This is a genomic window from Streptomyces sp. NPDC013457, from assembly GCF_043089925.1.
Taxonomy (GTDB): Bacteria; Actinomycetota; Actinomycetes; order Streptomycetales; family Streptomycetaceae; genus Streptomyces.
In genome coordinates this window covers 180,524-198,331 of record NZ_JBICBL010000014.1, presented here as the reverse complement: position 1 = coordinate 198,331, position 17,808 = coordinate 180,524, and the positions used below count along the sequence as shown (strand labels likewise).

At 71.8% G+C, this 17,808-nt stretch carries 18 protein-coding genes; 9 read left to right on the top strand and 9 right to left on the bottom strand.

Translation table 11 applies throughout. The features are described 5' to 3' along the window. The first annotated feature begins 24 nt into the window (after nucleotides 1-24). From ACF1G2_RS31710 to ACF1G2_RS31700, 3 genes are read left to right on the top strand one after another with little or no spacing between them, the layout of a single operon-like run. Nucleotides 25-1,365 (top strand): sensor histidine kinase, encoded by a 1,341-nt coding sequence (locus ACF1G2_RS31710; protein WP_391801595.1) that lies wholly within the window; start codon nucleotides 25-27, stop codon nucleotides 1,363-1,365. Beyond that, nucleotides 1,362-2,021 carry a response regulator transcription factor gene (locus ACF1G2_RS31705; protein ID WP_352190399.1) on the top strand — a complete coding sequence of 220 codons (660 nt, stop codon included), beginning with the start codon at nucleotides 1,362-1,364 and terminating at the stop codon, nucleotides 2,019-2,021. The genes ACF1G2_RS31710 and ACF1G2_RS31705 overlap by 4 nt, the downstream gene beginning before the upstream one ends. Nucleotides 2,022-2,062: 41 nt before the next feature. Continuing rightward, nucleotides 2,063-3,265: a cytochrome P450 gene (locus ACF1G2_RS31700; RefSeq protein WP_391801594.1), complete on the top strand. Its 1,203-nt coding sequence runs from the start codon at nucleotides 2,063-2,065 to the stop codon at nucleotides 3,263-3,265. Nucleotides 3,266-3,352: 87 nt separating this feature from the next. Here the strand turns inward: ACF1G2_RS31700 and ACF1G2_RS31695 are convergent, their stop codons facing one another. Together ACF1G2_RS31695 and ACF1G2_RS31690 are read right to left on the bottom strand one after the other, a co-directional pair. Further along, a complete protein-coding gene (locus tag ACF1G2_RS31695; RefSeq protein WP_391801593.1) occupies nucleotides 3,353-4,936 on the bottom strand; it encodes an ABC transporter permease in 1,584 nt (527 codons plus the stop codon). Further along, nucleotides 4,933-5,844, bottom strand: a complete 912-nt coding sequence (locus ACF1G2_RS31690) for an ATP-binding cassette domain-containing protein (protein WP_391801592.1) — start codon at nucleotides 5,842-5,844, stop codon at nucleotides 4,933-4,935. The genes ACF1G2_RS31695 and ACF1G2_RS31690 overlap by 4 nt, the downstream gene beginning before the upstream one ends. 62 nt (nucleotides 5,845-5,906) lie before the next feature. On the opposite strand from ACF1G2_RS31690, the gene ACF1G2_RS31685 reads away from it, so the two are divergent. Beyond that, nucleotides 5,907-6,434 carry a GbsR/MarR family transcriptional regulator gene (locus ACF1G2_RS31685; RefSeq protein ID WP_391801591.1) on the top strand — a complete coding sequence of 176 codons (528 nt, stop codon included), beginning with the start codon at nucleotides 5,907-5,909 and terminating at the stop codon, nucleotides 6,432-6,434. Between the two features lie 59 nt (nucleotides 6,435-6,493). On the opposite strand, the gene ACF1G2_RS31680 is transcribed toward ACF1G2_RS31685, so the two are convergent. The 3 genes from ACF1G2_RS31680 to ACF1G2_RS31670 form a co-directional block, all read right to left on the bottom strand. Then, entirely contained in the window at nucleotides 6,494-6,787 is a 294-nt protein-coding gene (locus tag ACF1G2_RS31680) for a helix-turn-helix domain-containing protein (RefSeq protein ID WP_391801590.1), read from the bottom strand. Next, the gene (locus tag ACF1G2_RS31675; protein ID WP_391801623.1) at nucleotides 6,787-7,284 is read right to left on the bottom strand and encodes a DUF2975 domain-containing protein; all 498 of its coding nucleotides are present in this window, start codon (nucleotides 7,282-7,284) and stop codon (nucleotides 6,787-6,789) included. The genes ACF1G2_RS31680 and ACF1G2_RS31675 overlap by 1 nt, the downstream gene beginning before the upstream one ends. A gap of 145 nt (nucleotides 7,285-7,429) precedes the next feature. Beyond that, entirely contained in the window at nucleotides 7,430-8,239 is an 810-nt protein-coding gene (locus tag ACF1G2_RS31670) for a diacylglycerol kinase (protein WP_391801589.1), read from the bottom strand. Nucleotides 8,240-8,381: 142 nt separating this feature from the next. Between ACF1G2_RS31670 and ACF1G2_RS31665 the strand changes: the two genes are divergently transcribed. Beyond that, nucleotides 8,382-9,665 (top strand): adenylosuccinate synthase, encoded by a 1,284-nt coding sequence (locus ACF1G2_RS31665; protein ID WP_391801588.1) that lies wholly within the window; start codon nucleotides 8,382-8,384, stop codon nucleotides 9,663-9,665. Between the two features lie 93 nt (nucleotides 9,666-9,758). Here ACF1G2_RS31665 and ACF1G2_RS31660 read toward each other — a convergent pair whose 3' ends face one another. Continuing rightward, nucleotides 9,759-11,639, bottom strand: coding sequence for a serine/threonine-protein kinase (locus ACF1G2_RS31660; protein ID WP_391801587.1), 1,881 nt, complete (start codon nucleotides 11,637-11,639; stop codon nucleotides 9,759-9,761). A gap of 38 nt (nucleotides 11,640-11,677) precedes the next feature. Next, on the bottom strand, nucleotides 11,678-13,201 hold the full coding sequence (locus ACF1G2_RS31655; protein ID WP_391801586.1) for a substrate-binding domain-containing protein: 1,524 nt from the start codon (nucleotides 13,199-13,201) through the stop codon (nucleotides 11,678-11,680). 165 nt (nucleotides 13,202-13,366) lie between these two features. Between ACF1G2_RS31655 and ACF1G2_RS31650 the strand changes: the two genes are divergently transcribed. From ACF1G2_RS31650 to ACF1G2_RS31635, 4 genes are all read left to right on the top strand, one after another. Further along, on the top strand, nucleotides 13,367-14,308 hold the full coding sequence (locus ACF1G2_RS31650) for an NADP-dependent oxidoreductase (protein ID WP_391801585.1): 942 nt from the start codon (nucleotides 13,367-13,369) through the stop codon (nucleotides 14,306-14,308). Nucleotides 14,309-14,467: 159 nt separating this feature from the next. Next, nucleotides 14,468-14,992: a MarR family winged helix-turn-helix transcriptional regulator gene (locus ACF1G2_RS31645; RefSeq protein ID WP_391801584.1), complete on the top strand. Its 525-nt coding sequence runs from the start codon at nucleotides 14,468-14,470 to the stop codon at nucleotides 14,990-14,992. Nucleotides 14,993-15,169: 177 nt separating this feature from the next. Further along, a complete protein-coding gene (locus ACF1G2_RS31640; protein ID WP_391801583.1) occupies nucleotides 15,170-16,054 on the top strand; it encodes a glycoside hydrolase family 19 protein in 885 nt (294 codons plus the stop codon). Between the two features lie 162 nt (nucleotides 16,055-16,216). Further along, complete coding sequence (locus ACF1G2_RS31635) at nucleotides 16,217-16,711, top strand: VOC family protein (RefSeq protein ID WP_391801582.1); 495 nt, start codon at nucleotides 16,217-16,219, stop codon at nucleotides 16,709-16,711. Here ACF1G2_RS31635 and ACF1G2_RS31630 read toward each other — a convergent pair. Next, nucleotides 16,644-17,147, bottom strand: coding sequence for a MarR family winged helix-turn-helix transcriptional regulator (locus tag ACF1G2_RS31630; protein WP_391801581.1), 504 nt, complete (start codon nucleotides 17,145-17,147; stop codon nucleotides 16,644-16,646). The two genes, ACF1G2_RS31635 and ACF1G2_RS31630, sit on opposite strands and share 68 nt — an antisense overlap. Beyond that, nucleotides 17,144-17,770, bottom strand: a complete 627-nt coding sequence (locus tag ACF1G2_RS31625) for a DJ-1/PfpI family protein (protein WP_391801580.1) — start codon at nucleotides 17,768-17,770, stop codon at nucleotides 17,144-17,146. The genes ACF1G2_RS31630 and ACF1G2_RS31625 overlap by 4 nt, the downstream gene beginning before the upstream one ends. Nucleotides 17,771-17,808 lie beyond the last annotated feature (38 nt).

Genomic DNA, 17,808 nt, shown 5'->3' with positions numbered 1-17,808 from the left:
ACGGACGCGGGAGGATCCGCCGTCATGGTGACGACCGCGTCCGTCGCCGCCCGTACCGTTGCTGGCGTGACAGACACCCGTGACATGAGCCGCAGCCCCGAGTTCCGCCTGGCCCAGGGCGCGCTCGGCGGGCTGCGACAGGACCTCTTCCATGACGCGTTCGCCTACCGGCCGCTCGGTCCCATGGCGGTCGACGGTCCGCTGACGCGGCGCCTGCCGGAACGGATACGCAGGAAGGCCCGCTGGACGCCGCACGTCGTGGTCGCCGCCTTCGCCTTCTTCGTCTTCGCGATGGGCATGGACCTCGGCTCCGGCAACGGCGTCTTCGTCCTGGTCTACGCCGCGATGCCGGCCGTGGCCGTGCTGCTGACGCTCGTCCGCCCGGTGCTCGCGTTCTGGGCGTCGCTGGCGTTCACCCCCTTCGTCGCCTTCCTCGGCTCGTACGACTACGGCTGGCCGTGGGGTCCGACCTCCGGCATCGCCCAGGTCGTGGTCATGACGGTGGTGGCGGCCCGCACCCGGCCCCGTACCGCCGCCTGGATCTGGCTGGTCACCCTCGTCTACGCCTTCTTCGCCACCAGCCTCCGGGGAGGCAGCGACAACGCCCTGTCGGTCCTCTTCCCCGCCGCGCTCGCCCTGCTCTTCGTGACCGTCGTCCAGGTCCGTCGCGAGGCCGAGCAGACGGTCACCGCCCAGCAGACCGTGACCGCCGTGGAGCGCTCCCGGCGCACGCTGCTCGAAGAGCGCACCACCATCGCCCGCGAACTGCACGACGTCGTCGCCCACCACATGTCGGTGGTCGCCATCCAGGCCGAGGCCGCGCCCTACCGGGTCGAGAACCCGCCGCCGGAGCTGGAGCAGGCCTTCGTCACCATCCGCGAGAACGCCGTCGCCGCCCTGACCGAGCTGCGGCGCGTCCTCGGGGTCGTCCGCGCGGAGGACTACGAGGCGCCCGACGCCCCGCAGCCCACGCTCGCCGACCTCGGCGGGCTGATCGGCAACGTCCGCGAGGCCGGGCTCGACGTCGAGCAGACGGTGACCGGCGCGGTCCGGGAGCTGCCGCAGGGGGTGGAGCTCTCCGCGTACCGGATCATCCAGGAGGCGCTGAGCAACGTGCTGCGGCACGCGCCCGGCGCCGGTGCGAAGGTGGAGGTGAGCTACGTCCTCGGCGGCCTCGGCCTGCGGATCGTCAACGGTCCGGCGCGCGGCCTGGTGAAGGCCTCCCCGGGCGCCGGTCACGGGCTCACCGGGATGCGCGAGCGGGTGACGATGCTGAACGGCGAGATGACGGCCGAGCCGACCGAGGACGGCGGTTTCGAGGTCACGGCCTTCATCCCCGTGACCCGCGAGGAGATGGACCAGTGATCCGCGTACTGATCGTCGACGACCAGATGATGGTCCGCGAGGGCTTCTCGGTGCTGCTCGGCGCGATGCCGGACATCGAGGTCGTCGGCGAGGCCGTCAACGGCCGCGAGGCGATAGCCCAGGTCGCGGCCCTGCGCCCGGACGTGGTCCTCATGGACATCCGCATGCCCGAACTGAACGGCATCGACGCGACCCGCGAGATCGTCGCGGCGGACGCGGACGCGAAGGTCCTCGTCCTGACGACCTTCGATCTGGACGAGTACGTGTACCAGGCGCTGCGCGCCGGGGCCTCGGGCTTCCTGCTGAAGGACGCCTCGGCGCGGCAGCTGGCCGACGGGGTACGGGTGGTCGCGGCCGGCGAGGCGCTGCTCGCGCCGACCGTGACGAAGCGGCTGATCACCGAGTTCGCGAAGGCCGCGGAGACCCCGAGGGCGCCTGCGCTGTCGCAGGTGGGGGAGCTGACCGAGCGGGAGACGGAGGTCCTGGTGCTGATCGCGCAGGGGCTGTCGAACGCGGAGATCGCCGACCACCTGGTGGTGGCCGAGTCGACGATCAAGACGCATGTGAGCCGCATCCTGGTGAAACTGGGCCTGCGCGACCGGACCCAGGCGGCCGTCTTCGCCTACGAGGCGAGACTGGTGCAGGTCGGCGGGTAGCGACCGGTGCGGGCCGGCGGGCGGGCCGGTAGCGTCCGGTCATGGACGTTCCTTTCGAGCCGTGGTCGCCCGACTTCGTCGCCGACCCGTACCCCGCCTACGCCGAACTGCGGGCCATGGGCCGGGCACACTGGTACGGGCCGACCCGCCAATGGCTGATCCCGCACTACGCGGACGTGTCGGCGCTGCTGCGGGACCGGCGCCTGGGCCGCACGTACACGCACCGGTTCACGCACGAGGAGTTCGGGCGTACGGCCCCGCCCGCCGCGCACGAGCCGTTCCACACGCTCAACGACCACGGCCTGCTCGACCTGGAGGCGGCCGACCACACGCGGATCCGGCGCCTCGTGTCGAAGGCGTTCACCCCGCGGACGGTGGAGAACCTGGCGCCGACGGTGGAGCGGCTCGCCGCGGACCTGGTGGCGGGTCTCGTGGCGCGGGGCGGCGGCGACCTGCTCGCGGAGGTGGCGGAGCCGCTGCCGGTCGCGGTGATCGCGGAGATGCTGGGCATCCCGGAGGAGGACGAGGAGCGGGGGCGGCTGCGGCCCTGGTCGTCGGACATCTGCGGGATGTTCGAGCTGAACCCGTCGGAGGAGACGGCGCGGCGGGCGGTCCAGGCCTCGCTCGAGTTCTCGGCGTATCTGCGGGAGCTGATCGAGCGGCGGCGCAAGGACCCGGGGGACGACCTCATCTCCTCGCTGATCGCCGTGGAGGAGCTGACCGAGCAGGAGATGGTCTCGACGTGCGTGCTGCTGCTCAACGCGGGGCACGAGGCGACGGTGAACACGACCGTGAACGGCTGGTGGACGCTGCTGCGCCACCCGGAGCAGCTGGCCGCGCTCCGGGCCGATCCGGACGGGATGTTGTCCACAGCTGTGGAAGAACTGCTGCGCTACGACACACCGCTGCAGATGTTCGAGCGCTGGGTGCTCGACGACATCGAGGTCGGCGGTGTCGTGATCCCGCGCGGCTCGGAGGTCGCCCTCCTCTTCGGTTCGGCCAACCGCGACCCGGCCCGCTTCGCCTCCCCGGACGTCCTGGACCTCACCCGTACGGAGAATCCGCACATCACCTTCGGCGCGGGCATCCACTACTGCCTGGGCGCGCCGCTGGCCCGACTGGAACTGACGGCCAGCTTCGGCGAACTCCTCCGCAGGGCCCCCCGCCTGCGCCTGGCGGCGGAACCGCGCTGGAACCCCGGCTATGTGATCCGGGGCGTGAGCGAGCTGCTGGTGGAGGTGTAGCCACGGCCGAAGGGCCGTCGTCCCGCGGCGCGGGACGACGGCCCTTCGGGCTCGATTCGGGGCCAGGGCCCCCGCCCGGTCCCGGCGTCAGGACGTCGTGAGGTCGCGGTTCCGGAGGCGCCAGAGGCCCGCCGTCACCAGCGCCGCCGCGACGGCCGTCAGCGTCCAGACCGGGCCCCACGCCATCTCCTGCCCGGGCAGCTTCGGCAGGTGGCCGAAGGGCGACAGGTTCAGGACGGACTGCGGCAGGTCCAGCGCCGGGCCGATCCAGCCCAGTGCCAGGCAGAGCCCCGCCACCCCCCAGCCGGCCACCGCCGCCCTGGGGAACGCGCCCCACAGCAGCGCCGCGAGACCCGCCAGCGTCCAGATCGCGGGGAGCTGGGCCAGCGACGCGCCCAGGATCGGGCCGAGGTCCCGGCCGTACGAGACGTACAGGCCCAGCCCGGCAAGCAGCATGATCAGTGCCGCCCCGCCGAAGGCGATCACCAGATGACCCGCCGCCCAGCGCACCCGCCCGACCGCGTTCGCCAGGACCGGCTCCGCCCGCTGCGAGGTCTCCTCGCCGTGCAGCCGCAGCACCGAGCCGACCGCGTACAGGGCCGCGATCATCCCGAACATGCCGACCATCGTCGCGAGGAACGCGTCGGTCAGACCGCTCTGACCGCCCATCCGCTCGAAGATCTCCCGCGCCTGCTCGTTGTCGCCCACGATGTCCGCCGCGCCCTCGACCATCCCGCCGAAGACGAGCCCGCCGAGCAGGAAGCCGAGCGACCAGCCGAGCACGGTCCCGCGCTGCAGCCGCCAGGCCAGCGCCCCTGCCGTGCCGAGCAGGCCCTCCGCCGGGCCCGGCCGGGTCGGCAGGAAGCCCATGCCCACGTCACGCCGGCCGGCCAGCTCGTACGCCACCGCCGCCTGGACGAGCACGCCCACCGCGATCAGGAGCAGGACCCACCACCGCTCACCCGCGAAGGCGCGGACGTTCTCGGCCCAGCCGATCGGCGAGAGCCACGTCAGCGCCGAGGAGCCGGAGGCGTCGCCCGCGTCCCCCGCCGCCCGCAGCACGAAGGCCAGGCCGAGCAGCGCCGACGCCAGGCCCTTGGCGAGCCGCGCGCTCTCCGTGAGCTGGGCGACGATCGCCGCCGCCGTGGCGAAGAGCATCCCCGTACCGCCGACGGCGAGGCCGAGCGCGAGCGCACCGCCCGCCCCCTGTCCCGCGAGTCCGGCGGTGATCAGGAGCGCGACGCCCGCGTTGGCGACGAGCGCGGCGAGAAGCGCGGCGGTCAGCGGGGCCCGCCGGCCCACCACGGCCGAGGAGAGCAGCTCCTGACGCCCCGTCTCCTCCTCTTCCCGGGTGTGCCGTACGACGACGATCAGGCTCATCACGGCCGCGAGCACGGCGGCGAAGGTGCCGAACCGCCAGGCCACGAGCCCGCCGAGCGAGTCGCCGAACACCGGTCCGTACAGCGAGCGCATGGAGCTGTTGGCGGTCATGGACGCGGCCAGTTCGGCGCGTTGCGCCTGGGTCCCGTACAGGCCCTCCAGGGAGCCGACCCCGCTCGCGACGAGCCCGCCGGTGACGACGACCCAGATCGGCATCATCAGCCGGTCGCGGCGCAGGGCGAGCCGCGCGAGCGACCCGGTCCCGGTGAGTTGGACGGCGAGCGTGCTCATCGCGCGGTCACCCCGTCCGTACGCGCGTCGTCGGCGTAATGGCGCAGGAACAGCTCCTCCAGGGTGGGCGGCGTGCTCGTGAGCGAGCGCACCCCCGACTCGGTGAGCGAGCGCAGTACGGCGTCGAGCTTGTCGGTGTCGACCTGGAGCCGCACCCGGTGGCCCTGTACGGCGAGGTCGTGGACGCCGGGGAGGTGGGCCAGGCCGTTGGGGGCGCCCGCGAGTTCCGCGATGACGCTGGTACGGGTGAGGTGGCGCAGCTCGGCCAGCGAGCCGCTCTCGACCGTCCGCCCCTTGCGGATGATGCTGACCCGGTCGCAGAGGGTCTCGACCTCGCTGAGGATGTGCGAGGAGAGCAGGATCGTCCGCCCGCGCTCGCGTTCCTCCGCCACGCAGCGCTGGAAGACCTCTTCCATCAGCGGGTCGAGGCCGCTGGTGGGCTCGTCGAGGACGAGCAGGTCGACGTCGGAGGCGAAGGCGGCGACGAGGGCGACCTTCTGGCGGTTGCCCTTGCTGTACGTCCGCCCCTTCTTCGTCGGGTCGAGCTCGAACCGCTCGATCAGCTCGGCCCGCCGGGCCTTGTCGAGCCCTCCGCGCAGCCGCCCGTACAGGTCGATGACCTCGCCGCCGGAGAGGTTGCGCCAGAGCGTCACGTCACCGGGGACGTACGCGATGCGGCGGTGCAGCTCGACGGCATGGTGCCAGGGGTCCCGGCCGAGCAGCTGGGCGGCGCCGGAGTCGGCGCGCAGCAGTCCGAGGAGGACCCGGATGGCCGTGGACTTCCCGGCGCCGTTGGGGCCGAGGAAGCCGTGCACCTCGCCGGCCTCGACCGCGAGGTCCAGGCCGTCCAGCGCGTGTGTGCGGCCGAACGACTTGTGCAGCCCGACCACGGTGATTGCCTTCGTCATGATTCAGAACGTACGCTAGTTTCACAAAGTTGTGAAGTTAAGGAACCGTATAAAGTTGGGGGATGAGCGAGATGACGACCACCGGCAGTGCGGACGGCAGTGCGGCGGGCGGCGACGAGGCGGTGTCGCGCTTCGTCGAGCGCTTCGCCGCCGAGCTGACCGAGGCCGGGATGCAGCGGATGGCGGCGCGCGTCTTCGCGGCGCTGCTCGCCTCGGAGAGCGCGTCCATGACCTCCGCCGAACTCGGAGACCAGCTGCGGATCAGCCCGGCCGCCGTCTCCGGGGCGATCCGCTATCTCAGCCAGGTCGGCATGGTCAGCCGCGAACGCGACCCAGGCTCGCGCCGCGACCGCTACGTCCTGCACAACGAGGTCTGGTACGAGACGCTCACCCGCCGCGACGCGATCCTGACGCGGTGGGAGAAGGTGCTCCGCGACGGCTCCGAGATCCTCGGCGCGGACACGGCGGCGGGGCGCCGGACGGCGGAGACGGCGGCCTTCTTCGAGTTCCTCCAGAAGGAGATGCTGGCCATGCTGGACCGCTGGCGCGACCACAAGGCGGCCATGGCGGCGGAGGAACCGGAGGCATAGGAGGGGCGCGGCGTGGGGGCGGGGCTCCTGGGCTCCGCGCTCGGGCCTGGGCTCCGAGCTCAGGCCTGGGCCTCGGCGGCGGGTCCGGCGGCGGCGTCGGCGGGTTCGACGGCCGAGTCGGTGTCGGGTCCGGGGTCCGGTTCGGTGTCCCCCAGTGCCCACCGCAGCAGGTCCCCCGGCTGGCACTCCAGTACCTCGCAGAGCGCCTCCAGCGTCGTGAAGCGCACCGCCTTGGCGCGGCCGTTCTTGAGGACCGCCAGGTTGGCCGGGGTGATTCCGACGCGTTCCGCCAGCTCGCCGACGGACATCTTCCGCCTGGCCATCATCACGTCGATGTCGACGGTGATCGGCATCAGATCACCTCGTCCAGCTCGGCCCGCAGCGCCGTCGCCTCGACGTCGCGCGCGACGGCCTGGGCGAGGAGCATGCGCAGGACGAGGACGATCAGCCCGACCCCCAGGATCCCGAGGCCGACCCCGCCGAGCAGCAGAACCACGCCCGGGGCGACGGCCTCGCCGGGCGCCAGGATGGTGCCCAGGGCGAAGACCAGCAGCGCGGCGGCCACGAAGGCGCCGGTGATGACATCCACGTACCGGAAGGCGGCGTGGGAGAACACCGTCCCGCGGCGCATCATCGTGAGCAGCCGCCAGACACAGACCAGGACGGTCTGGGCGCACACGACGCCCAGGGCGAAGATCACGATGATCGGCACGCGCAGATGCGAGAGCTCGCCGCTGGGGTCCTCGGTGTCCAGGAGCATCGCCGGCACGATCACCGCCAGCACGAACACCGAGCCGGCGAGCAGCGTCACCAGCACGGCGCGCAGGGCCAGTACCGCGAGTTGTCCCATCATCGCTCCTTCGATCGAGTCACGATGGGAATCTATTGATAAACGATAGGTCTCGCAAGTGGGGAAGGAACCTCGCGCCTCAGGTCGCCGTGAGCCTGAGGTCCCCGGCCCTCCGGTCTCCGGCCTCTCAGGCCCCTCAGGCCTCTCAGGTCTTGGGCAGGGTCAGCCCCCAGGCCCCTTCCCGCACCGTCCACGTCCGTCTCCGGACCGGGCCCGACACCACCGTGTCCGCGCGGTAGCGGAAGTCGGGACCCGACACCGTCAGGGTGCGGGCGTCGGTCCGGATGGGCGGCGCGGACGGGGGCTGGATCGTGATCGCGGCAAGACCCGTGAGGGACGACCGCACGCGCACCCCCTCCACCGGCGCGCTCACATCGCTGAGCAGGACGCCGTCCGCCTCCACTCGCAGTCGGTGCACCCGGACCGCGGCCTGCGCCGGGGCGGGGTGGACCAGCGTGCGGACGAGGGACCGGCAGGTGTCCCAGACGGTCGGCGCGGCGGGCGCGGGTACGAGCGGACGCCGCCCCGCCGGGATGCGCAGATCGCCCAGGACGACCCCGTCGCTGTCGTCGACGAGCAGGTCGAGCCGGTGCGCCGCCCCGTCGAGCACCGCCCGGGCGGCCGCCACCGTGCTCCGCGGCACGCCGAGCGCGTACGCCACTTCCAGGGTGTCGGGCGCGCCGACCGGAACCAGTGACAGCGCCCCGTCCGCGAGCTCACGCTCACGGTGCAACAGAGTCACCGTCCGTAGCAGCGCACGGTCGTCGCCGACCACGACGAGACGCCGGGAGCCCCGGCGGGCAAGGGCCCGGGAGAATTCCTCCGGGCTGTCCGGAAGACAGATCTTCGTCTCCGCTCCCGCACACAACACATCTTTCGCGATCCGTACGGACTCGCCGTCACTTCGGCGGGCGACCGGGTCGATGACCACCAGCAGCTGGTCGTGAGCCGACACCTCGGTCCTTCCTCGGGTAGCATCTTTGTGCAAGAGCCCCTTGCGCTATTGCGCCAGGGGCTTCGTCTATTCCGGGGCACACCGGTGAGGCGGCCTCGGCCCCTGACCTTGGACATGCCCCACCCGGAAGGGGTGTACGCCTGTGCCCGCACTTGTGCTGCTCGGTGCTCAGTGGGGTGACGAGGGCAAGGGAAAGGCCACCGACCTCCTCGGTGGATCCGTTGACTATGTAGTGCGCTACCAGGGCGGCAACAACGCCGGCCACACCGTCGTCGTCGGCGACCAGAAGTACGCGCTGCATCTTCTCCCTTCCGGAATCCTCTCCCCGGGGTGCACCCCGGTGATCGGGAACGGAGTCGTCGTCGACCCGGCGGTCCTGCTCTCCGAGCTGAGCGGACTGAACGAGCGAGGCGTCGACACGTCGAAGCTCCTGATCAGCGGCAACGCGCATCTGATCACCCCGTACAACGTCACCCTCGACAAGGTGACGGAACGGTTCCTCGGCAAGCGCAAGATCGGCACGACGGGACGCGGCATCGGCCCGACCTACGCCGACAAGATCAACCGCGTCGGCATCCGGGTCCAGGACCTGTACGACGAGTCGATCCTCACCCAGAAGGTCGAGGCGGCGCTCGAGGGCAAGAACCAGCTCCTCGCCAAGCTCTACAACCGCCGCTCCATCGACGCCGCGCAGATCGTCGAGGAGATGCTCCAGTACGCGGAGCAGATCAAGCCGTTCGTCGCGGACACCACCCTGATCCTCAACAACGCGCTGGACGAGGACAAGGTCGTGCTCTTCGAGGGCGGCCAGGGCACGCTCCTGGACGTCGACCACGGCACGTACCCCTTCGTCACCTCCTCGAACCCGACCGCGGGCGGCGCCTGCACCGGTGCGGGCGTGGGTCCGACGAAGATCAGCCGGGTCATCGGCATCCTCAAGGCCTACACGACCCGCGTCGGCGCCGGCCCGTTCCCGACGGAGCTCTTCGACGCGGACGGCGAGGCGCTGCGCCGCATCGGCGGCGAGCGGGGCGTCACCACCGGCCGTGACCGTCGCTGCGGCTGGTTCGACGCGGTCATCGCGCGGTACGCGACCCGGGTCAACGGCCTGACGGACTTCTTCCTCACCAAGCTCGACGTGCTGACGGGCTGGGAGCAGATCCCGGTCTGCGTCGCGTACGAGATCGACGGCAAGCGCGTCGAGGAGCTGCCGTACTCGCAGACCGACTTCCACCACGCGAAGCCGATCTACGAGATGCTGCCGGGCTGGTCCGAGGACATCACCAAGGCCCAGACCTTCGCCGACCTGCCGAAGAACGCGCAGGCGTACGTGAAGGCGCTGGAGGAGATGTCGGGCGCGCCGATCTCGGCGATCGGCGTGGGCCCGGGCCGGACCGAGACGATCGAGATCAACTCGTTCCTCTAGGAGCCCGGGCGCGCTCAGGCGCTCAGGTGTTGCGGGTGTGCCCCGGTGCCGGACCTGGCACCGGGGCACAGCCGTCTCCGGAGGCCGGGGCGGTCAGACCCGGTAGTACTCGCCCGGCTCCCCGTCCATCATCGGGAAGACCAGCAGGCGCTCCCGTCCCTTGAAGCGGTCGACCGACAGGTAGCCGGAGATGTCGGCCCGCTCGCAGCCGCGGTCGGAGGCCTCGGGGACCGAGGTCGCCGGGCCGACGACCAGCGGCGTCCCGGTGCCGGCGAGGATCGCCGTGAAGGTGCAGACGAGCGACTCGGACGTCTCGTTGCCCTCGTCGTCGGTGCGCGGGTAGACGTGCACTCGGCGGAAGACGGCGGCGCCCACGGGGCCCTGCGTGATCGTCACCTCGTCGCTGTAACGGTCGCGGTTCTCGCCGAAGATCAGCGGGTCGTTCTCCATCCTCCACCGGCCGAGGAGCCGCTCCGGAACGACGCTGGTGCCGGTCCCCGCCTTGCGGAAGGTGGCCTTCGCGGCTCCGGACGACCATTCCAGGACGTCGGGGGAGCGCAGGGTGAGCGTCTGGTGCGCGGCGGGGGTGCAGCGCTGGGCGGGGACGCTCGTCGTGACGTCGGACTCGCCCAGGACCACCTTGTCCTCGTCGGCGGAGACGAGCCGCGAACGGCCCATGCACAGCCGCTCCTCGCTCACCTGGACGTAGACGGCGACCTTGGAGCCCTCGGCTCCCTGGCCGATCTCGATCCGGGCGGTCTCGCGGGGGTGGTCGGCCGAGCCGCTCTGGACACCCTCCCAGGCACCGAGGAACGAGGCCGCCACGATTCCCGACGGGCGTGCGGACACCTCGCCCGTCTGTCCGGCGGTGCGGTTCTTCTGCCCGTCGCCGCCCGTGCCCGGATCCGGCCAGAAGACGTACGTGAGCGTGGCAGCCGCGGCGAGGACGAGGGCCGTGGCCGCGGCGATCAGGCCGCCGCGCCGCCGCCTGCGCGCCTTCGGGGTGGGCGGGGGAGTGGGGTCGCCGGGGCGGCCGGGCCCGGCGGTGCCCTGCGCTGTGCCGTCCGCGGTGCCGGCCGACGTGGTCGCCTCCGCCTCCAGGACCAGCGCGGCGTGACGGCCGAGGCGGGCCAGCACCTCCGCCGGGAGCCACGGGTCGGCGACCGTGATCGTCTCCACCAGCTCGGCGGCCGTGGGGCGGGCGGCCGGGTCCTTGGCGAGGCAGGCCCGGACCAGACCGGCCAGTTCGGCCGGCAGGTCCCCCAGGTCGGGTTCGTCGTGGGCGATGCGGAACATCGTGGCGTGGACACCGCTGTCGGCCGTACCGAAGGGAGCCTGGCCCGTCGCCGCGTAGACGAGGACCGAGCCCAGGCAGAAGATGTCCGAGGCCGCGGTCAGCTTCTCGCCGCGCACCTGCTCGGGTGACATGAAGCCGGGCGAGCCGACCACGGCCCCGGTGCTGGTCAGCCCGCCGTCGGTGACCGTCTCCACGGCGCGGGCGATCCCGAAGTCGATGATCCGCGGACCGTCGACGGTGAGCAGCACGTTGGACGGCTTCAGATCGCGGTGGACGAGCCCGGCGGTGTGCACATGAGTCAGCGCCCGGGCGAGCCCGGAGGCGAGCGTACGTACCGTCGCGGCCGGCAGCGGTCCGAACTCCTCGCCCACCACGGCCCGCAGCGACGGTCCCGGGACGTAACCGACCGCCACCCAGGGGGACTCGGCGGCCGTGTCCGAACCGAGGACCGGGGCCGTGCCGGTGCCGCCGACCTGTTCCAGCGCGGCGACCTCGCGGGCGAACCGGCGCCGGAACTCGTCCCGGGCGGCCAGCTCCGCGTGCACGACCTTCACCGCGACCGTCCGGCCGCCCGCCGAACGGGCCAGGAACACCCGGCCCATCCCGCCGGCGCCCAGCCGTCCGAGCAGACGGAACGGGCCGATGCTGACCGGGTCTTCCGCGTTCAATGGCTCCACGTGGGAAGAGGATGCCAGACGGCTTCGGAGGTGTGGCGTCATCCTTCGCCGCAGATCCGCAGACCCTTGGGTGTGGCGCAGGGCAGATGGCCGTGGGTACGGATCACGTCCTGGCCGCTGCCCCGGCTCAGATAGGTGAGAAAGCTGGAGGTCAGCGAGTCGGCCGGGGGCTCGCCCCAGGTGTAGGCGTACTCGATCTCGCGGTACGGGTAGGTCGACTCGCCTATCTCGTCCACGTTCGCCGCACGGCCGTCGATGGCGACCCGGTGCAGGCCCTTCAGCCCGCTCGCGGCGCGGAGTTCGGTGTAGCCGACGGCGCCCGGAAGCTTGGCCACCGTCGACAGCACCTGGTCGGTGCTGTCGAGTTCGCAGCGCACGACCGGGGACTCCGGGTCGTCCTGGTTCTGGCAGTCGCGGGAGGAGTTCCCCGGCTCGTTCCGGCCGAGGACCCGGCGCTGGAAGACCTCCCGCGTACCGGAGTTGGCGTCCCGGCTGACCAGTCGTACCGGCACGTCCGGGCCGCCCGGTATCTCGCTCCAGTTGGTGATCCGGCCCTGGTAGAGGCTGCGGACCTGGTCGAGGGTGAGGTCGGCGACCGGTATCCCGTCGTGGACGACGAGGGTGAAGAGGGAGACGGCGAGCATGCTCTCGCGCAACTGCGGGTATCCGCCGGGCTTTCGGCCGTCGGAGAGCGCGACGACGGCCGGGGAGCCCTTCCCGGCGCGGGCGCCCGCCGCCGCCAGCTCCCGGATCCCCGCCGTCGAGCCGTGGGCGTCGACCACGACGGTGGACCCCGCGCAGTCCTTCTCGTACTTCCGCGCCAGCTCGCGCACCGCCGGGGCGAACGCGGTGGAGCCGGTGACCGTCAGGGTGCCCCGGGCGCAGCCGATGGGCGCCGGGTCGTCGCTGCGGACGATGATCGTGGCGAGGGTGACCACGCAGGCGGCGAGGACGAGCGTGATGTTCCGGGCGGCGGGGCTGAAGGTCGGCGCCTTGTCGTCGACGCTCATGCTCTCGTTGCGGTGGATGTCCACCACGTCCCGCGTGCCGGTGATCCGGATCGCGCGCTCGGTGACACCGCCGGAGAGCAGGACGAGCAGTTTGAAGTACTGCCCGCGCTCCAGCGACACCTTGGGCATCAGGACGGAGTCGCCGTCCTTGCGCAGCCCGCGCCCGGTCGCCATGTCGTTGCGTACCGGCTCGAACGCCCGCGGGATCGTGGCGACGACCGCCTGGACCGTTCTGTTCCCGAAGGTGATCTTCAGGCCCTCGCGTTCGCCGGACTGCGTGTAGTCCCCGTGGTTGATCTCGCGCAGGCCGTCGTTCTCGATCCGGAGGAGGACCAGGGTGGAACCGTTGGCGTCGCCGAGGTCGCCGTCCCGCAGCGTCAGGTCGCCCACGCTCTCGTCCGCCATGTGCAGGGGCGTGTTGAGCTGCACGCGGTAGCCCAGCCGCCTGCCCCGCTGGAGGAAGCGCTCGTAGGCGACGACACCGGCGGAGACGAGGACACCGAGGAGCGCGGTGACCACGGCGATGACGTTCTCTGCGGTGACCCAGTCCACGAGCGAGACGGTACGGACGCGTGTGCGGTTCTGTGGGGGAGGTCGCCTCCCGCCACCAGCTGTTCTCCCTTCGTTCAGGTTGCTACGGGTTGGCCGCGTATCTGTTGCCGGGGGTGTGGACCGTGGGTGTAATGGCCACGAGGGGGCCCATCGGAGAGGAACCCCATGCGTGTCGTCGAAGTGACCGCCTACGGCGGCCCTGAGGTCCTGAGGATGGCCCGCCGGCCCGAGCCCGAGGCCGGGGACGTCCCGGGACGTGTCCGCGTGCGTCTGAAGGCGGCCGGAGTGAACCAGGCGGACCTGCGGATCCGCGCCGGCCGGTACCCCGGTCATGTCGGCGATCTCAAGCCTCCTTTCGTGCTCGGTACGGACTTCGCGGGCAAGCTGATGGACCCGGTGCCCGGCATGCCCGAGGGAACCCGCGTGGCCGGTTTCGTGCCCTGGTTCGAGGAGCTGACGGGCGAGGGTACGTACGCCGAGGTGCTGCGGGCCGCTCCGGAGTGGCTGGCCCCGATCCCGGACGAGGTGGACTACACGGTGGCCGCCTCCGTCCCGCTGGCCTCCGCCACGGCCCAGCAGGGTCTCGACCGGCTCGCGCTCCCGGCGGGAGCGACGCTGCTGGTGACCGGCGCGAGCGGGGTGGTGGGCCGTCTCGCCGTCCAGTACGCCGCGGCGGCCGGCGTGCGGGTGGTGGCCGTCGCCCACGAGGGCGACGAGCGGGAGCTGAAACTCCTCGGCGCGGAGCACAGCGTCGAGCGGGGCACACCGGAGGACGTGGTCGCGAGGGTGGTCGCCGCCGTCCCGGAGCGGGTCGATGCCTGCTTCGACGGGGCGTTCCACTCGGCCCCGGCTCTCGCCGCCGTGAAGGACGGGGGTGCCTTCATCGCCCTCGCCGCCGACCGGACTCCCGCCGCCGAGCGGAACATCCGGGTCGAGACGGTGCGCGGCCGGCCCGACGCCGCCCGGCTGAAGGAGACCCTGGAGAAGGTGGCGGCGCGGGAGCTGATCACCCGGGTGGCCGACGTCATGCCTCTGGAGGAAGTGGCGGAAGCCCACCGCAGGGCGGAGGCGGGCCACCGGCCCGGCCGCATCATCCTGATGATCTGATCGGCACCTTTCAGTTTCACCTTTCCCCCACATCTCACCTCAGCCGTGGGCGGTCCGCGTCCCACAGCGGCCGCCGCGGCTGCGTTCGTATCGCTAACGTTTACGACACTAACGAAGTTATATCGTTCGGCGCCCTAACGCAAGGGGTAACCTGCGCGCATGACGACGGACGACGCGGGCGCCGAAACCGCCAGGGCTGCTAAGAGCGCCGAGAGTGCCGAGAGCGCCCAAGGCGCTGAAGGTGCCGAGATGGATGAGCGGCAGACCCCCGCCCGCCTCCGCGGCCTCCCCAGCCGTCTCCTGAACATGGCCGCCGCGCGGGCGGACCGCCTGGTCGCCGCGAGCTTCGCCGAGCAGGACGCCCGCAAGTGGCACTACGCGGTCCTCGCCGCGCTCGACGACGGGGGTGCGACCAGCCAGGCCGGACTGAGCCGACGCACCGGGATCTACCGCAGCGACCTCGTCGCCGTCATCAACGAACTCTCCGCGCGCGGCCATGTCGAGCGGACTCCCGATCCCGACGACCGCCGGCGCAACGTCATCACCATGACCGAGGGCGGCCGCCGGCACCTGGAGCGCCTCGACGAGGTGCTGACCGAAGCGCAGGACGAGCTGATGGACGGCCTGACGGTGCTCGAACGGGAGCTGCTGACAAGCCTGTTGGAGCGCATGCTGCGAAGCTGAGCGGTGCCCGCGGATCGCGCCGCCCCGTGTGGGGCGGCGCGAGCGTGGAGGGCCGGCCATCGCCCCACGTGCGGCCGTCGCCCCACGTGCGGTCATCGTCCCAAGTGTTGGTCTAGACCTTGACAGGTCCAGACCAAGAACGCTTCTCTGGGCTCTCCCCCACCGAAGGGCGAGCGCATGTTGCGACGTCTGCTGATTCTCGTCTCCGCACTCTGTACGGCCGTCGGACTGGCCGTCTTCCTCCCCGCCACCACCGCCGGTGCCGCACCCGCCTGCGTGGGCGCCTGGAACTCCTCCAGCGTCTACACGGGAGGGATGACCTCCTCGTACAACGGCCACAACTGGTACGCCAAGTGGTGGACCCAGAACGAACGCCCCGGCACGTCGGACGTCTGGCGCGACGAGGGCGCCTGCGGCGGCGGCACCACCCCGCCGCCCACCTCCGGATTCGTCGTCTCCGAGGCCCAGTTCAACCAGATGTTCCCGAGCCGGAACTCGTTCTACACGTACAGCGGTCTCACGGCGGCCCTCGGCGCCTACCCCGCCTTCGCCAACACCGGCGGTGACACGGTGAAGCGGCAGGAGGCCGCCGCCTTCCTCGCCAACGTCCACCACGAGACCGGCGGTCTGGTCCACATCGTGGAGCAGAACACCGCCAACTACCCGCACTACTGCGACTGGAGCCAGTCCTACGGCTGCCCCGCCGGCCAGGCCGCGTACTACGGGCGCGGTCCGATCCAGCTCTCCTGGAACTTCAACTACAAGGCCGCCGGTGACGCCCTCGGCATCAACCTCCTGGCCGACCCCTGGCGCGTCGAGCGCGAGTCGGCCGTCGCCTGGAAGACCGGCCTCTGGTACTGGAACACCCAGAACGGCCCCGGCACGATGACCGGCCACAACGCCATGGTCAACGGTGCCGGCTTCGGCCAGACGATCCGTTCGATCAACGGTTCGCTGGAGTGCGACGGCAAGAACCCGGCGCAGGTCCAGAGCCGGGTGACGAAGTACCAGCAGTTCGCCCAGATCCTGGGCGTGCCGACGGGCGCGAACCTGTACTGCTAGTCGCTGGTCTCCCGGTTCCCCGAACGGCGGCACGACCCTGACGGCGGGCTCCACGGACGATTGCGGGCCCGCCGTCTACGTACGTCCGCGCGACGCTGCCGAGTCCGCGCGACCCGCCCGAGTAGGACAGGATCCGGCCTATTCGCCTCGTACGGTCGCGGCATGAGCGCAACCATCCCCGAGGGGTACACCACCGTCACGCCCTGGATCATCGGTCGCGACACCGCAGGGCTCATCGACTACCTGGAGCGCGCCTTCGGCGCCGAGGACCTGGGCCGCTTCGAGATGGAGGACGGCACGATCGGCCACGCCGAACTCCGGATCGGCAACGGACGGCTCATGGCGTTCGACAGCCCGCCGGGCTGGGACCCGACCCCCGCGTTCATCCGGCTGTACGTGGAGGACGCGGAGGCCACGCACCGTCAGGCCGTCGAGGCGGGCGGCACGTCGGTCACCGAGGTGACCCACCTCTTCTTCGGCGACAAGGTCGGCCGGGTCCGCGATCCGTTCGGGAACCTGTGGTGGATCCAGGCCCACATCGAGGACGTCGACGAGGAGGAGACGGCCCGCCGGCTGACGGACCCCGTCTTCACTCGGGCGATGGAGTACGTACGGGGGGCCATGTACCGACCGGGGGAGCCGGGTCGGTCCCGCTGACCTCCTCCAGCGCGCGGGAGAGCCGCTCCAGGACCCGTACGGTCTCCTCGAACTCGGCCTGGCCGCCGAGGGCGTCCGCGAGCCGGGCCGCGAGGTCGGCGTGGCCGGGGTCGAGCCGCTCGACGGCCGCGAGGCCCTCGGGGGTCGGCGCGAGGAGCTTGGCGCGCCGGTGGGCCGGGTTGGGCTCGTACACCGCGAGGCCCCGCTCGACCAGGAGGTCCGCGATCCGCTGGACGCTCTGACGGGTGATGCCCATGGTGCGGGCGATGCCCGAGACGGGTTGCGGGGTGCGGAGCGCGGCTCCGAGGACCTGCCACCAGGCGGCGGTGAGGCCCACCGGGCGGGCCAGCTCCTCCGAGACCGCGAGGAACTGGCCGTTGAGCCGGAAGACGCTTAGCGCGGTGCGGGTGAGGGCGTCCTGCTGCTCCCGGCTCACGACGGCTCGTCCTCCGCGTTGAGCAGCTCGTACGCCGCCGCGTCCGAGTGGTGGAAGAGGCGGTACCAGGCGTCCAGCCTGGTGCCGTCGAAGGCGCCCATCGTGCCGAGCACCTCGCGGGCGAAGGCGACCGGCTCGGTCGGCCCGGCGGTGATGAGGTCGCCGGAGCCGTCGACACCCTTGTCCGTGACCGCGTCGGCGTCGACGTAGTGCTCGCCGCCCCGGTAGCCGGTGGCCGCCAGGTAGTACGAGATGGCGCTCGTGTGGGCGCGGTCGTCGAGGAGGCCTTCGCGGGCGAGCCCCGCGGTGGCGCCGCAGATGGCGGCGACGGGCACGCCGGCGTCGATGAGGCGGCGGGCCGCGGCGGCGAAAGGGGCGAGGTCGTCGCTCGTGTCCCAGAGGTCTGCGCCCGGGAGCACCAGGAGCGCGCTGTCCTCGGGCCGGAGGTCCGCGAGGGAGAGGTCGGGGAGGATCCGCGTCCCGCCGATGGTGGTGACGGGCTTCTCGGCGACAGGGCCGACGGTCGTGACGGTGAAGCCGGAGCGGGCGAGCCAGGCGGTGGCGTGGCCCGTCTCCCAGTCGGCGAGGGTGTCGTAGACGGCGAGGTGGACGGTGCGGGGCATTTCGGGGCCTCCAGCGTGATGTCGGTGCCGGTCTTTAT

Excerpts from the sequence above, each read along its gene's own strand:
- ACF1G2_RS31710 (WP_391801595.1), top strand. The coding sequence starts at position 25 with ATGGTGACGACCGCGTCCGTCGCCGCCCGTACCGTTGCTGGCGTGACA.
- ACF1G2_RS31700 (WP_391801594.1), top strand. The coding sequence starts at position 2,063 with ATGGACGTTCCTTTCGAGCCGTGGTCGCCCGACTTCGTCGCCGACCCG.
- ACF1G2_RS31695 (WP_391801593.1), bottom strand. The coding sequence starts at position 4,936 with ATGAGCACGCTCGCCGTCCAACTCACCGGGACCGGGTCGCTCGCGCGG.
- ACF1G2_RS31690 (WP_391801592.1), bottom strand. The coding sequence starts at position 5,844 with ATGACGAAGGCAATCACCGTGGTCGGGCTGCACAAGTCGTTCGGCCGC.
- ACF1G2_RS31685 (WP_391801591.1), top strand. The coding sequence starts at position 5,907 with ATGAGCGAGATGACGACCACCGGCAGTGCGGACGGCAGTGCGGCGGGC.
- ACF1G2_RS31680 (WP_391801590.1), bottom strand. The coding sequence starts at position 6,787 with ATGCCGATCACCGTCGACATCGACGTGATGATGGCCAGGCGGAAGATG.
- ACF1G2_RS31675 (WP_391801623.1), bottom strand. The coding sequence starts at position 7,284 with ATGGGACAACTCGCGGTACTGGCCCTGCGCGCCGTGCTGGTGACGCTG.
- ACF1G2_RS31650 (WP_391801585.1), top strand. The coding sequence starts at position 13,367 with ATGCGTGTCGTCGAAGTGACCGCCTACGGCGGCCCTGAGGTCCTGAGG.
- ACF1G2_RS31645 (WP_391801584.1), top strand. The coding sequence starts at position 14,468 with ATGACGACGGACGACGCGGGCGCCGAAACCGCCAGGGCTGCTAAGAGC.
- ACF1G2_RS31640 (WP_391801583.1), top strand. The coding sequence starts at position 15,170 with ATGTTGCGACGTCTGCTGATTCTCGTCTCCGCACTCTGTACGGCCGTC.
- ACF1G2_RS31635 (WP_391801582.1), top strand. The coding sequence starts at position 16,217 with ATGAGCGCAACCATCCCCGAGGGGTACACCACCGTCACGCCCTGGATC.
- ACF1G2_RS31625 (WP_391801580.1), bottom strand. The coding sequence starts at position 17,770 with ATGCCCCGCACCGTCCACCTCGCCGTCTACGACACCCTCGCCGACTGG.